Raw genomic sequence first — 13,384 nt, 5'->3', positions numbered from 1 at the left:
CCCCGCAATCGATTGCGGGTACTGGATTGTAAGCTATCAGCCCCGCACGACGGTGAAAACTAATATCCACTCTCTATTTACGGAACTAGCTACAACCAAAAGACGTACCCTAACCCATACTGTCGCGGACTTGCTTGAGGTGTTCGAGGGAAATTTCCTGTTTGTCACCTGCAAAATCGTGATCGGGTGTCAGGAACAACAAACAATGACACTCCTTTCGTTCGCGCATGGGTACGCAAGGGCAATTCCAAAATCCTTGCTTCACCTCAGCTTCCTTATCTTCGTAGTGGCGGCACGGACATAAGGGCGCGCCGAGTTCGTCCTTATGGCGAGCAAGTCCTTCCACAACAACGGCCGTTACAGACGGATCGACGCAGAAGTAGGTATCGGTTCGCTTAGCGTAGGTTTGCGCGAAGTTCCGCATCACGTCCAGAGTCTTATCTGGATTCGCGGTTGGGCGCGCTTTCGAGTCAGGTGCAGTCATAGAGTGTTGTGGAGTTCGATACTTGCAGATACGCCGTTTGCCTCGTCCCTTAAGCGACGAGTTGTACTTATTGTGACATCAACTGTCCGATCGCCGACTGTCCTGCCTGATGTAGTGGGATCGCTCGCCGATACCCGTCCCCACGGTGTTTGCGTCCGTAATGATTCTTTGCCTGCTGCGACAAAACTTTACGGATACTGTTGACCCTATTGGCGGTCGCAAGGGAGCCTGGATGCTCATATACGGTTGAAAGGTTAGCGTCGGATATGCCCAGTCCGAAAGGACCAAGCATTCGGACCTCCATCAAGAAGATTTTTCCAGCGCTTCTTCGGGTGCGATGTCGAGAACCGCAAGTCGTTCTCGGGGTTGAATATGATAGTTTGCAGGGATATTGCGTTCTATCCTGGATTATTCATGAGCTCTTATGCGGAGACCCTAAACTTTTGCCTTGCAGGGCTTGCAGACTTTTTCGCTCAATGACAGTGCATTTCTATACAAGTAGATTGGAGCCTAGTCAGAGCAATGGTTTGAGGCTCGTCAAAATCTTCGTGACCGATCCAGGCTAGAGCTGCTGGGAAGCAGGTTTGCGGGAATTACGACTCTGCTTCGAGCATGGCGCTTGGTAGATACTGTTGTTCGATCGAACTCCACGCAGTCTTGTGATAGCAGGGGGCGGCGTTCGAGGTTGCGTGAGCTAAGCTGAGAGCGCCATGCTGAGAACTCTATCCCGAGGAATTCAGGCGTTGCTGTGGCAGCCGCAATGTCCGTTATGCAATCGTGCAACGGAGGCAGTTGTTTGTGCGGCTTGCGCGCGGCAGTTGAAAAGCTGCCAGCTTGCCAACTGCGCCGCCCGTTGGTGCAGCCGCGAGCCAGTGTTTGCTTGGGGTGGTTACGGCGGCCCGCTCAAACGCGCGATCGCGGCACTCAAGTACGACAGTCGACCGGAACTCGGCACGCTGTTGGGGGACTGGCTGGGCGAAGTATGGCGAACCTCCGCGATCGCCCGCGACCTGAAGGCAGCGACAGTCGTGCCAATCCCCCTGCATCCCGACAAACAGCGGCAGCGCGGATACAACCAAGCCGAACTGATAGCACGGAGCTTCGCGCGGATAACCGGTCTGTCGCTAAAGCCGCGCGTACTGGTTCGCGTCCGGGCCACTGAGGCACTCTACGGACTCGATGCCACCGGCCGCCAGCAGGCTATGACCGAAGCGTTTGCACTCGGTAGTGGCAGGCCCCTGCCGCGCGCTCCGATATTACTCTTGGACGATATTTACACTACAGGCGCGACGACGCGAGCTGCTAAGAAAGTATTGATTCGAGCAGGCGGGCGAGTGGCCGGCGTGGCTGTTGCGGCACTTGCCGGGCAGGCAGGACAAATATCGCCGCGATCGCGCGATCGCGATAGGTCCTGATGGGCGGATGAGGAAGATACCATGAGGAGCGTTCGAAGGATCTGATACCGATGCCTAAACATCGAGATTACTACGAGGTTCTTGAGATCTCCCGCGACGCGAGCGCTCAGGAGGTTAAGCAAGCATTCCGCGCGTTGGCACGCCGACACCATCCCGACTTGCAACCGGACAATCCTACTGCTGCCGAGACGTTTCGCGTGCTGCGCGAAGCTTACGACGTGCTTTCCGATGACGTGCAGCGTTACCAGTACAATCGCCAGCTCGAGCGCGCGCAGGCGACCCCGGGTGTTAGCCCGCAGGTGTTTTACGTACGAGGCATCGAGAAAGTATTGATGCGCGATTATGCTGGTGCAGTCGAGGAGTTCGGACGCGCGATCGCGCTCAATCCGCGTTTTGTGGAGGCGTTCTTGCGACGCTGCGACGCTTACAGCCAGCTCGGGCAAGACAGCAAGGTGTTGGAAGACTGCCAGCAGGTTTTACAGCTCCAGCCAGAGTGCGCGCAAGCATACTTCTTTCGCGGGCGCGCCCGCCAGCGTCTCGGCTATATCGAGTCGGCAGTTCAAGCCTATTCAAAGGCACTCATGGTGCAGGCAGATTATGCCCAGGCCTTCTATTATCGTGGCATCGCACACTACGAGCTCAAGAACCGTGCCAGCGCAGTAAATGATTGGCGCGAATACGCCGAACTTTGTCGCTTGCGCGGGGATGAAGCCGGCTACAAATTGGCGATCGAAACCCTCGCGCGTGCGAGCTGGCTGCCCCTCAGGCTGGGCAGTTTCTCAATCCGGTCGCTCGCAATTTCGGTCCGCGAAAGCTACTGGGATATAGTAGGCGTCTTAAGGCACTTGGGGCGCGATCCAATTGGGGGTCTGCTGCCAGCTTATACGGGTCTGAACGACCGCCGAGCGGGGAGAGTTGGCATCGGACTGGGGGCGATCGCCGATTTGTGCTTTGCAAGCGGCATTGGTCTCGGACAGTCTTGGGAACTGTCGCTATTGCAATTGCTCTTGCTTGGCGCGATTCCTTTTGCTGGCATTGCCGGAACGAGTGCGATCGCGCGGTCGCTCGCCCGGCAAGCCGGGAGTTGGACTGGGGATGTATTTTTAGCCGGGGCGGTGCTGCTGCCAGTGGGTTTGCTCGGATTGGCCAATGGACTTGCATTGCCGAACGCGCTGATGCTGATCTTGACGGCGTTTGTCGGCAGTTATGGGGTGTTAATGCTCTACAGCGGTTGCACGCAGATTACCAATCTTTCCGAGCGCGCGGCAGCTCTTACCGTTCCCCTAATGGGTATTGTTAGTGGTTTCTGCTCGTACTTCGTATTCGCGACGATGCACGCAACGTAAAGTCAGATGAGATCCCATTGAGGCAGGTCGCACCCAACGCCTCAGGACTATACGAGCTTCGGAATGTATGACCGAGCGAGCGTCAGTTCGGATAGCTGCAGCATCGGGAACGGGATTTGGACTTACGCAGAGCTGACTTTCCCAGCTATCTTTTGGCGAGTAAAATCGGCAGGTTTTTAGGGCGCTCGAAAGCCTTGATTTCCCGTTGTGCGATCTCAATAGCCCCAGCTAGTTGGGAATTGCCACAAGGCTTGAAACCCTTGCTGCGAAGTTGTTGCAGACTTGTCTCGCCAAGTCGGTCGCAGACAGGTCAGTTGACGTAGCACGGGAGCGGTCTTCAGAGCCGACTTGCCATGGGGTTCGCAGGCGGGCGTATTTGACCAAGGGGGTGGTGAGTTGCTCGAGCAGACCATTCTCTCCAAGGATTTGCCTGAGACCGGATCGATGCTGCAGGAGTTGGTTGAGGAGCTGGTTGGCTTCAGAAGGTTTTGCTTTTGTCTGGACATGGGTTGCAGTCTCCTAGTTGGGTTATTTCTCTGGCAGCTTACATTGAAAAAACAAACTATACAGCCTCGCAACTCAAGTGAGTATCAATCGCTATGGCTTTTGCGTAGATCACGTGCTTGCTGGTTTTCCTTAACGCAATCGTGATACCTAATGTTAAATTGGGGATGATAATCATTCTCGTTTCGACTGGCTATGCTGAGCTCGGGCCGATCTTCTCAACAATCCTCTTGCACTCAGAACGACCCGCAGACGTTGCTGATAATTCGACATTTCTAGTGTCCGCGTTTTGGTAGTGGCGGTGCAGACTTTTTTCCCCGAAACTAAGCTCGCGATCGCCCTGCAGCCTTCACCTGAATTGTTCGACGAATACGTTACTAACTCATTTGCTGACTAAGACTTACGTATGGACTTCTCCAACTTGCCCGACGATATCCGCAAGCAAGCTATCCTTACCGAACCTAAAGCCCCTGTCTCGGAGGAGGAAATGCAGCAAGCAGTCCGCACCTTGCTCTTGGGTTTAGGGGAAGATCCCGACCGCGAAGGTCTGCGCGACACGCCAAAACGTGTTGTTAAAGCCCTCAAGTTTCTAACCTCCGGCTACAACCAGTCTCTGGATGAATTGTTGAATGGGGCGATATTCCACGAAGATGCCAATGAGATGGTGTTGGTACGTGACATTGACTTGTTTAGCTCATGCGAACACCATATCCTGCCTATTTTGGGACGCGCTCATGTTGCCTACATTCCCAATGGCAAAGTCATTGGTTTATCCAAAATTGCACGCATTTGTGAAATGTATGCCCGTCGTTTGCAGGTACAAGAAAGGCTGACCCAACAAATTGCTAGTGCTTTGCAGGGACTATTGCGACCGCAAGGGGTTGCCGTGGTGGTGGAAGCAACCCACATGTGTATGGTCATGCGGGGGGTACAAAAACCCGGTTCTTGGACCGTGACTAGCTCCATGCAAGGGGTTTTTGCAGAGAATGACAGCACCCGTCAGGAGTTTATGAATTTGATTCGCCATACCCCACCGTTGCGCTGAGGAATTTCTCATCACCATGGAGTTGGTTCCAGCAATCTCTCAAGACTAACAGGACGACACCGATCTACCCGCTGGTCTTCCTGAGCGCAGACATGATGCACAATGCTAAATTGAGAATGATAACCATTCTCGTTTCGATTGGATATGCTGAATCCGGTTAAATCTTCCCAACAATCCTCTTGCCCTCAAGGTGACCCACAGACATTGCTGCGGATTCGGCATACTTGTGCCCACGTTTTGGCAATGGCGGTGCAAACCCTATTTCCCGAAACCAAGGTCACGATCGGTCCCTGGACAGAGACTGGATTCTACTACGACTTCGAACGCCCTAAACCCTTCACCCCTGAAGACTTAGAGCAAATTGAAATAGAGATGCGGCGGATCGTTCGAGCAAACCTGCCTGTTATCCGAGAGGTCGTAAACCGGGAAGACATTCGAGCGGAAATAATCGCACTCCAGGAGCCCTACAAAGAAGAAATTCTCGATAGCATTCCTGCTGATGAACCCATTACCCGCTACTTTATTGGCTCCCCAGATGTGGGGATTGCCTCACATCCCGAGATCGAACCATCCTTAATTCATCCAATCACTGTGCCCCCCACGGAGGTGTGGTGGGATCTCTGTGCAGGACCACACCTAAACTTTACGGGAGATATTCACCCCGATGCATTTTCGCTGGAAAGTGTGGCCGGAGCCTACTGGCGCGGGGATGAGACCAAGCCCCAGTTGCAGCGGATTTATGGTACTGCCTGGGAAACCCCCGGCCAACTTCAAGCCTATCTACAGCAGAAAGAAGAAGCTAAGCGCCGCGATCATCGGAAGCTGGGACAAGAGTTGGATTTATTCAGCATCCAAGAAGATGCGGGAGGCGGGTTAGTATTCTGGCATCCTAAGGGTGCGCGGATGCGGTTGTTGATTGAGGATTACTGGCGTTCGGCGCATCTGGCAGCAGGTTATGACCTGTTATATACCCCCCATGTAGCAAACGTGGAGTTGTGGAAAAGATCAGGTCATGTCGACTTCTATCGGGAGAACATGTTTGACCCCATTGAAGTTGAAGCGCAGCAATATCAGCTCAAACCCATGAACTGCCCGTTCCATGTCTTGACCTACCAAAGCCGATTGCATTCCTATCGCGAGCTGCCGGTCCGGTGGGCAGAGTTGGGGACAGTCTATCGTTACGAGCGATCGGGGGTGTTACATGGGTTGATGCGGGTGCGGGGCTTCACCCAGGATGATGCTCACATCTTTTGTCTCCCAGAGCAGGCGGCACAGGAAATTTTAGGAGTGCTAAATCTGACGGAGAAAATTTTATCGGACTTTGGTTTTTCCGAGTATGAAGTGAATCTTTCGACCCGTCCTGCTAAATCGGTTGGAACTGATGGCATTTGGCAACTCGCTACCGATGCTTTAGTAGAAGCATTAAATACTAAGGGTTGGGACTATGCGATCGATGAAGGCGGTGGCGCATTTTATGGACCTAAAATCGATATCAAAATTCAAGATGCCATTGGGCGACTCTGGCAATGTTCGACAATTCAAGTGGATTTCAATTTACCGGAACGGTTTGATTTGAACTATGTGGCGGCGGATGGCACGCGCCAGCGCCCGATTATGGTTCATCGGGCCATTTTCGGTTCTTTGGAGCGCTTTTTTGGGATTTTGGTGGAGAATTATGCGGGTACTTTCCCCCTATGGCTAGCGCCCGTGCAAATACGCTTGCTGCCAGTCGGTGACGCGCATCGTTCCTATGCTGAGGCAACTGCTCGACAACTCCAAGAAGGAGGCTTTCGAGTAGAAGTCGATACTAGTGGCGAGCGACTAGGCAAGCAAATACGCTCGGCTGAGTTGGAGAAGATCCCAATGGTTGCGGTTATTGGCAGACGGGAAGTGGAAAACCAGACCTTGAGTGTACGAACCCGTCAAGCAGGAGAAATCGGAGCATTGACGCTGTCAGAACTTCAGGGAAAAATGCAGCATTCAGTTATCAACAAACAACAAATTTAGATCGAGATAAAAGTGCAATGAAAGTTGCTTATGTTTTTACCCATCCTCGCTGCGAAACTTGAAAGTTAGAGCAAATGATTCTGCCGCAGCTAAAGTGGGTGTGCATGGAGCTGAAGTTGTGTGTATGTTCTTCTTGGATGACAACTGCTTCGTTTTGCGAAAGGGCGATCCGATCGGAGAACGATTGGCAAAGTTGGCAGAAAGACAAGACATTTTTTTGATGATGTGCGATCTATTTGCCCTAGAAAGAAACGTAAGTGGTCAGCCCTTGGCCGCAGTTTGCATCGGTTTCAGCCTGAAAACTGCAGCGTTGATGCTGATGGTATGAAACCCGGGCCTGACTCGAACAGCGGGCAAGCCCGGAATCTTTTTCTATACCTTGCATCCTCCATCGCAGACATCAGGGAGTAACGAACCTGGCTGGCTGACAAATCTCCTGAAATCCTTGAAATCTTGCCACGAGCTTGCATGGCTTGAGGCACTTGTGTCAGACAGGTGACGAATCCTCAGGATCGAGACTAGGCAGACCCTTCTAGCATCAGGTGCGATCTGGTTTCAAGTTCGAACGGCCTGCAGGTCCCGATGCTATTCCGGGGACTCACACTATGGCGTCCCGGCGGCAAAAATTCGCAGTCCCTTAAACAAATTGCTCTGCAACTTTAGAACCTGAAAAAAGCCACAGAAAAGGCTTTGGCACGCTGTCACCTTCCAAGCTCCTGGACAAAATATATGAGAATGATTATCATTTTCATATAATATCGATTCGAGTAAACCGGTGTGAAGCAATCCCAAGCGGATCGGTCCTATGACGTAGCGATCGTTGGTGCCGGAGCTGCCGGCATTGGTTGTGGCGTTGTGCTTAAAGAACTGGGTCTAGAGCGCTTCACAGTTTTAGAAAGACACCAGGTTGGAGCATCCTTCAGCCGCTGGCCTGAGGAGATGAAATTCATTACTCCTTCATTCCCAAGTCATGGTTTTGGATTGCTCGACCTGAATGCAGTGACCTTAAATACCTCACCTGCTCTCGCCTTTCGGCGAGAGCACATCAGCGGTAAGCAATACGCGTTGTACTTGCAGACCGTTGCCGATCGCTTTGAGTTGCCGATCCAAACAGAAGTAGATGTACAAACCGTTGAGCCTCTGCCCCAGGGAGGCTTTACTCTGCGCACTAGCAACGGTGACCTGTCTGCCCGGTTTGTCATTTGGGCCGCTGGGGAATATCAATATCCCCATCTCAATCCCTTTCTGGGGGCAGAGCACTGCATCCACAACACTCAAATTCGATCGTGGGCGGGTCTGGAGGGCGACGAATTCATCATCATCGGCGGGTACGAAAGCGGTATGGATGCCGCTGCCAATTTAGTAGCGCTGGGTAAGAAAGTCGGCGTGCTCGATCGCACCGGGGCTTGGGCTAATCCCGACACCGACCCCAGCATTGCCCTCTCCCCCTACACGCTTCAGCGATTGGAGTTTGTTTACCGCACAGGCCGCCTGGATATGGTCGGTAACGCCAGCATCGAGGAAGTCAGACCTATTTCAGGGGGCTACGCAGTCTACAGCGAATATCAGCAGTGGACGACAGCCCATCCCCCCATTCTCTGCACCGGCTTCGACACCAGCTTGAAACAGATTGTGTCCCTATTTGATTGGTCCGAGGGTTATGCTGCCCTCACTGAGAACGATGAATCCACGCTCACCCCTGGCCTCTTTGTCACAGGACCTTCCGTGCGCCATGGGGATTTGATCTTTTGCTTCATCTACAAGTTTCGCCAACGCTTTGCGGTGGTGGCCAATGCGATCGCCCATCGCCTTGGTCTTGACCCCAGCCCCCTTGATGCCTACCGCGAGGGCGGACTTTTCCTCGATGACCTCTCCTGCTGCAGCAATGACTGCATTTGTTAGCAAGGTTCAGAATGCTGAATTTTGAGTTTTGATTTCTTCTACTCAGCCGCCAACTCAAAGCTCAAAACCAAGAACTGGCAACTTTTTCCTTTCCCTACCCATGCCCACTACCCCGCCTGCCCAACGCAGCACCGTAATTGTCGGCAAAGAAAGTACAGGAAAATCCGAGCTGGCAGCAGCGCTCGCGGGGCGTTCTCCTGTCAGCACTAACATTCAAGGCTCGACGATCGCCTGCGAAACCTATCAGACCAGAAACGATACCTTGATCGACACCCCAGGTATCCTCTTTCGTTCCGACACCGCTACCACCCGAACCGCTCTAGCGCAACTCCAGACCCATGACAGGATTTTGTTGGTTGTTAAAGCGACCCATATTGATGATGACTTGGCGGATTTGCTACCGCTAGTAGCCGGGAAACAAGGGCTGGTGGTCATCACCTTCTGGGATAAAATTTTGCCTTCTGACTTCATCCAGCAAGTTTTGGACCGTTGGGAGCAAGCCTCCCAGGTGAGGTTTATTCCTGTGGATGCCCGTCATTTAAGCCAGGGGCAACACCAGCAGATTCTAGAGGCATTGCAGACTCCAGCCCCCTTTCCCCAGCAATGGCACCCAATTCCGGTGGGATGGCGGATCGAGCCCGCGCCTACTTCGTTGGAACACCCCCGTTGGGGTGGGTTGCTGGCCATCTTATTGTTGCTGTTGCCTGCCATCATTGCCGTTTGGGTCGCCAATAGAGTCGCGAGCATGCTCGATCCGCTGATACACATCGGATTAGCCCCTCTGGTCAATTTCCTATCCCAGACACCCTCGCTGCTAGAGGCAATTCTGATTGGCCGTTATGGCTTAGTTTCGATGGGGCCGCTGTTATTTGTCTGGGCGGTACCTACGGTGATTCTGTATGCCCTGTTTTTAGGAACATACAAGGCTAGCGGCTTAGTGGAACGCATTTCCGAGGCGCTGCATCCACTCCTGAGACCTTTCGGTCTATCCGGGCGAGATTTGGTGCGGGTCATTATGGGATTTGGCTGCAATGTGCCCGCCGTGATTAGCACTCGCGCCTGTTCCAGTTGTTCTCGGCAGACCTGTGTGAGTGCGATCGCCTTTGGTTCCGCCTGTTCCTACCAATTCGGCGCCACCTTGGGGGTTTTCAGCGCCGCCAAATTGCCCGGCTTAGTGGTACCCTACCTGGTCTATTTAACCCTGACCACGTCGATCTACACCCGTCTGATTGCGCCTAAAGCAACCCGTTCTATGCACAATACCCTGATAATTGAACGGCGCACATTTTTGGAAATACCTCGCTGGTCAGCCATCTGGCGCGAAACCCAATGTACCCTCAGCCAATTTTTTGCGAATGCAATTCCCATCTTTTTCGCGATCGCGATCGTCGCCTCAGTCTTGGATTGGTTTGGTCTAATTGCCGCTCTAGCAGGATGGATTAATCCCTTAATGGGGCTTTTTGGACTGCCTCCAGAAGCAGCTTTACCTGTTATTTTCGCCTCGATTCGCAAAGACGGACTGCTGCTCTTTGCCGAACCAGATACCCTAGCGGTACTAACACCTCTGCAAATTTTGACGGGCGTGTACCTGACCGGGGTGTTGCTGCCCTGCCTGGTCACCGCACTGACTATTGCCCGCGAACAGTCGGTACGGTTTGCAATAGTGCTGATGGTTCGTCAGGCGAGCGCCGCGATCGTTTTTTCAATGCTTCTGGCCTGGGTAGGCAACTGGTTGTAACTAGGGGAAACACAAACTCAGAATCTCAGTTCGATCGTCGCAAAATGCGAGACTCTAGCGGGACTTGTTGAGAACGGAGAGCTCAGTTCAAGCACTCCAGAATGCTGAAACCCTAAATTCGATCGTGGCACAGAAATCTGTATGCGTTTGCCCTAGGTTGTAACCGATGTAGTTCGCAAAACTATGCAATAATGTATATTATTCTTACAGTCTGTCGTGCCATGCCATCACGATTTGCTGACCGGACTTCAGTTGAAGTTGTCGAAGAAGGGATGCTCTTGGCCCCCAAGTTTGACGCGAATGGGCTCATCCCTGTGGTTACCACAGATGCTGCAACCGGCGAGGTACTGATGCACGCCTATATGAATGAAGCGGCGTTGCTGAAAACCCTTGAAACGGGCGAAGCCCACCACTACAGCCGCAGTCGTCAGCAGCTCTGGCATAAAGGCGCAACTAGTGGACTGATGCAATCCGTGCAGCAATTGCTAATTGATGACGATCGGGATTGTCTGTGGATGAAGGTCGCTGTAGCTGGAACAGGGGCCAGTTGCCATGTGGGCTATCGCTCTTGCTTTTACCGTCAGGTATCTCCTGGTGAGGGTGATATTAAGGCGGGTCGCCCCATTGCGCTCGCGTTTACGGAAACCACCAAAACGTTTGACCCCATCGCCGTCTATGGGAATGCTCCCAATCCCACTCAACTTTGAACCAAGGAGAGTTACATGCCGCTCCGTCATCAACCCGCTCCACCAACACCCTGGGACAGCGATCGGGATCGGCCCACCATTGCCGCATCTGCCTATGTCCATCCCCAGAGCAGTTTGATTGGGGATGTACGGCTGGGCGAAAATGCGATCGTTTCTCCCAATACCTCCATTCGAGCCGATGAAGGGTCTCCCTTTTACATTGGGGCGAATACCAACATTCAGGATGGAGTGGTTATCCATGGGTTAGAGCAGGGGCGTGTCTTAGGGGACGATCGGGAACCCTACTCGGTGTGGATAGGCCACGACACCTGCATTACCCACATGTCGTTGATCCACGGACCGGCTTACGTTGGGAATGAATGTTTTATTGGCTTTCGCTCCACAGTGTTCAACGCCCAGGTAGGCCACGGCTGCATTGTGATGATGCACGCCCTAATACAGGATGTGGAGATTCCTCGCGGTAAGTATGTGCCATCAGGAGCGGTGATTACAACCCAACAGGCTGCCGATCGACTACCGGATGCCAATGAGAGCGATCGCACTTTTTCTCATCATGTGGTCGAAATCAACCAGTCCCTGCGAGCTGGGTACCGCTGCGCGAACGACATTGCCTGCGTCACGGCTTCGCAGGATTCCTCATCCACTAAGGGTTTCCAATCGATGCCTCTAAAAGGCCCGATGGCTCGCTCTTTGAGAGCAGACATCGTCGATGTTATCGAGCAACAACTCCGCTTAGGACACCACATTGGTCTGGAATTTGCCGATGCCCGCCGTTTTAAAGCAGGCTCATGGCAGAGCGGTCCTACAATTGCTAGTGATCATGAAGCCCGGGTACTCAACCAGGTGGAGCAGTTTTTAGCGGATCGTCCCGGCGACTATGTGCGATTGTTAGGCATTGACCCCAGGGCGAAACGGCGTCAGTTGGAACGAACGATTCAGAAGCCTGAGTAAGCCTCGCAGGTCAAATCTATGATGAGTTGTTTATAAGATGGTGCTTACATCTATCCATCACCTTTTTTGCTGGCAAACCAATTCATCCTGTCGATCGGCTACTTCCATCTCAACTACCGAAAGCCAATCGCGAATGTATCATTCACTCTTGTAAAGTTGCGCTGCTGTCGGGCCGTTTAAAGCTGATGGATCGGGTTAAAATAGCAGCGAATCACCGTCCGGTTGACCAGTCGGAATGGTTGAAAAGCAACTCAATTGAGGATTGTGCATCAGGGCAAGAATAAGCAAGTTCGCCAAGTTCGAGCGTGAGGGCGGATTGAGGGCATGAAGATTAGCATTTAGGGACATGAAAACTCTGTTTTTCCATACCCCTTCCGTTGCTAAAAGTCTGAGATAATCTAGTTGCTTTCGAGGAAGCAGGCTAATGAAATGGGCAATTTTGAGTGGTATTGAGGGCAATTTAGTAGCCTATGAAGCGGTATTGCAGGATATTCGACGGCAGCGCAGCCCGGTCACCGATCTATACATCATAGGAGATGTAGTAGGGCTAAAGGGAAATAATGAGGCGACGATCGAGCGATTGCGATCGCCCCGCTCGGGAGAACTAGAACCTCAGGTTTGCATCGGTTGGTGGGAAGAGCAATGCTTTAGCTTGCACGGGCTTAGTAGCTCGCCTGATGCTCCCGAGTTGATGGCAGAATTTGGTGGCGATGGGGTCAAGCACCTGTGGGAATCGGTATCGCGTGAGTCGGTGGGGTGGTTGCGTTCGCATCACTTTGGCTTTCACGAGTTAGACTGCTTAATGATTCATGGAAGTACAGTGAGTTATGCTGATGAACTCACACCGAACACACCCGCGGTTCAGTTGTGCGATCGCCTCATCCGTGCAGATGCCAACAACCTATTCTGTGGGCGATCGGGGCTGGCCTTTGAATGTTGGGTAACCCCCAGCAAACTCCGCTCTACAGTCACCACTCTGGGCGGGAAGCAGGAGCAGCAGCAAGAGGGGAAAACAGCCCGCCGCGTTGTTGGCACTGGGGCTGTTGGACGAACTCCGAGACAGGCAACCTACACCCTCTATAATCCCGCCAATAACTGCGTCACCTTTAAAAATGTTGCCTACAGCCAAGACAAAACTTGAGGCGTTTCAAGGTTTTCTTCAACTACAGAGGGAGAAGGGTTTGGGTAAAAGCAGGCCCAAGCCTGGGCAGGTGTGACCTCCTAGAAAATTAATTCTGCACCGGAATGCAAAGACTCCTCTCAGTACGCTAGAAACTAGCTAGGG

The 13,384-nt window shown here is 52.7% G+C and carries 11 protein-coding genes; 10 read left to right on the top strand and 1 reads right to left on the bottom strand.

All coding sequences use genetic code 11. The features are described from left to right. Positions 1–109: 109 nt before the first annotated feature. Positions 110–484 (bottom strand): ferredoxin-thioredoxin reductase catalytic domain-containing protein, encoded by a 375-nt coding sequence (locus tag KR51_RS09415; RefSeq protein WP_022607127.1) that lies wholly within the window; start codon positions 482–484, stop codon positions 110–112. Between the two features lie 710 nt (positions 485–1,194). Here KR51_RS09415 and KR51_RS09410 point away from each other — a divergent pair. The 10 genes from KR51_RS09410 (at position 1,195) to KR51_RS09365 (ending at position 13,240) form a co-directional block, all read left to right on the top strand. Further along, positions 1,195–1,899, top strand: coding sequence for a ComF family protein (locus KR51_RS09410; RefSeq protein WP_022607124.1), 705 nt, complete (start codon positions 1,195–1,197; stop codon positions 1,897–1,899). A gap of 50 nt (positions 1,900–1,949) precedes the next feature. Next, on the top strand, positions 1,950–3,245 hold the full coding sequence (locus tag KR51_RS09405) for a J domain-containing protein (protein ID WP_022607122.1): 1,296 nt from the start codon (positions 1,950–1,952) through the stop codon (positions 3,243–3,245). A gap of 910 nt (positions 3,246–4,155) precedes the next feature. Beyond that, entirely contained in the window at positions 4,156–4,794 is a 639-nt protein-coding gene (gene folE, locus KR51_RS09400; protein ID WP_022607118.1) for a GTP cyclohydrolase I FolE, read from the top strand. A 144-nt stretch (positions 4,795–4,938) separates the two neighbouring features. Then, on the top strand, positions 4,939–6,801 hold the full coding sequence (thrS, locus tag KR51_RS09395) for a threonine--tRNA ligase (RefSeq protein ID WP_040655789.1): 1,863 nt from the start codon (positions 4,939–4,941) through the stop codon (positions 6,799–6,801). Positions 6,802–6,859: 58 nt separating this feature from the next. Further along, positions 6,860–7,129 carry a hypothetical protein gene (locus KR51_RS09390; RefSeq protein ID WP_198016743.1) on the top strand — a complete coding sequence of 90 codons (270 nt, stop codon included), beginning with the start codon at positions 6,860–6,862 and terminating at the stop codon, positions 7,127–7,129. A 449-nt stretch (positions 7,130–7,578) separates the two neighbouring features. Beyond that, complete coding sequence (locus tag KR51_RS09385) at positions 7,579–8,703, top strand: NAD(P)/FAD-dependent oxidoreductase (RefSeq protein WP_022607117.1); 1,125 nt, start codon at positions 7,579–7,581, stop codon at positions 8,701–8,703. Between the two features lie 100 nt (positions 8,704–8,803). Further along, the gene (locus KR51_RS09380; RefSeq protein ID WP_022607116.1) at positions 8,804–10,441 is read left to right on the top strand and encodes a nucleoside recognition domain-containing protein; all 1,638 of its coding nucleotides are present in this window, start codon (positions 8,804–8,806) and stop codon (positions 10,439–10,441) included. Positions 10,442–10,662: 221 nt separating this feature from the next. Next, entirely contained in the window at positions 10,663–11,148 is a 486-nt protein-coding gene (hisI, locus tag KR51_RS09375; RefSeq protein WP_022607115.1) for a phosphoribosyl-AMP cyclohydrolase, read from the top strand. Between the two features lie 15 nt (positions 11,149–11,163). Continuing rightward, positions 11,164–12,099: a ribulose bisphosphate carboxylase small subunit gene (locus KR51_RS09370; RefSeq protein WP_022607114.1), complete on the top strand. Its 936-nt coding sequence runs from the start codon at positions 11,164–11,166 to the stop codon at positions 12,097–12,099. 424 nt (positions 12,100–12,523) lie between these two features. Beyond that, positions 12,524–13,240, top strand: coding sequence for a metallophosphoesterase family protein (locus tag KR51_RS09365; protein ID WP_022607113.1), 717 nt, complete (start codon positions 12,524–12,526; stop codon positions 13,238–13,240). Positions 13,241–13,384 lie beyond the last annotated feature (144 nt).

The sequence above is a fragment of the Rubidibacter lacunae KORDI 51-2 genome (assembly GCF_000473895.1).
GTDB classification, from domain to species: Bacteria; Cyanobacteriota; Cyanobacteriia; order Cyanobacteriales; family Rubidibacteraceae; genus Rubidibacter; species Rubidibacter lacunae.
The sequence above is the reverse complement of the archived record's forward strand: the minus strand, read 5'-3'. Positions and strand labels throughout refer to the sequence as shown.

Coding starts and splice junctions, on each gene's coding strand:
- KR51_RS09415 (WP_022607127.1), bottom strand. CDS start 484: ATGACTGCACCTGACTCGAAAGCGCGCCCAACCGCGAATCCAGATAAG.
- KR51_RS09365 (WP_022607113.1), top strand. CDS start 12,524: ATGAAATGGGCAATTTTGAGTGGTATTGAGGGCAATTTAGTAGCCTAT.
- KR51_RS09380 (WP_022607116.1), top strand. CDS start 8,804: ATGCCCACTACCCCGCCTGCCCAACGCAGCACCGTAATTGTCGGCAAA.
- KR51_RS09410 (WP_022607124.1), top strand. CDS start 1,195: ATGCTGAGAACTCTATCCCGAGGAATTCAGGCGTTGCTGTGGCAGCCG.
- hisI (WP_022607115.1), top strand. CDS start 10,663: ATGCCATCACGATTTGCTGACCGGACTTCAGTTGAAGTTGTCGAAGAA.
- folE (WP_022607118.1), top strand. CDS start 4,156: ATGGACTTCTCCAACTTGCCCGACGATATCCGCAAGCAAGCTATCCTT.
- KR51_RS09370 (WP_022607114.1), top strand. CDS start 11,164: ATGCCGCTCCGTCATCAACCCGCTCCACCAACACCCTGGGACAGCGAT.
- KR51_RS09405 (WP_022607122.1), top strand. CDS start 1,950: ATGCCTAAACATCGAGATTACTACGAGGTTCTTGAGATCTCCCGCGAC.
- thrS (WP_040655789.1), top strand. CDS start 4,939: ATGCTGAATCCGGTTAAATCTTCCCAACAATCCTCTTGCCCTCAAGGT.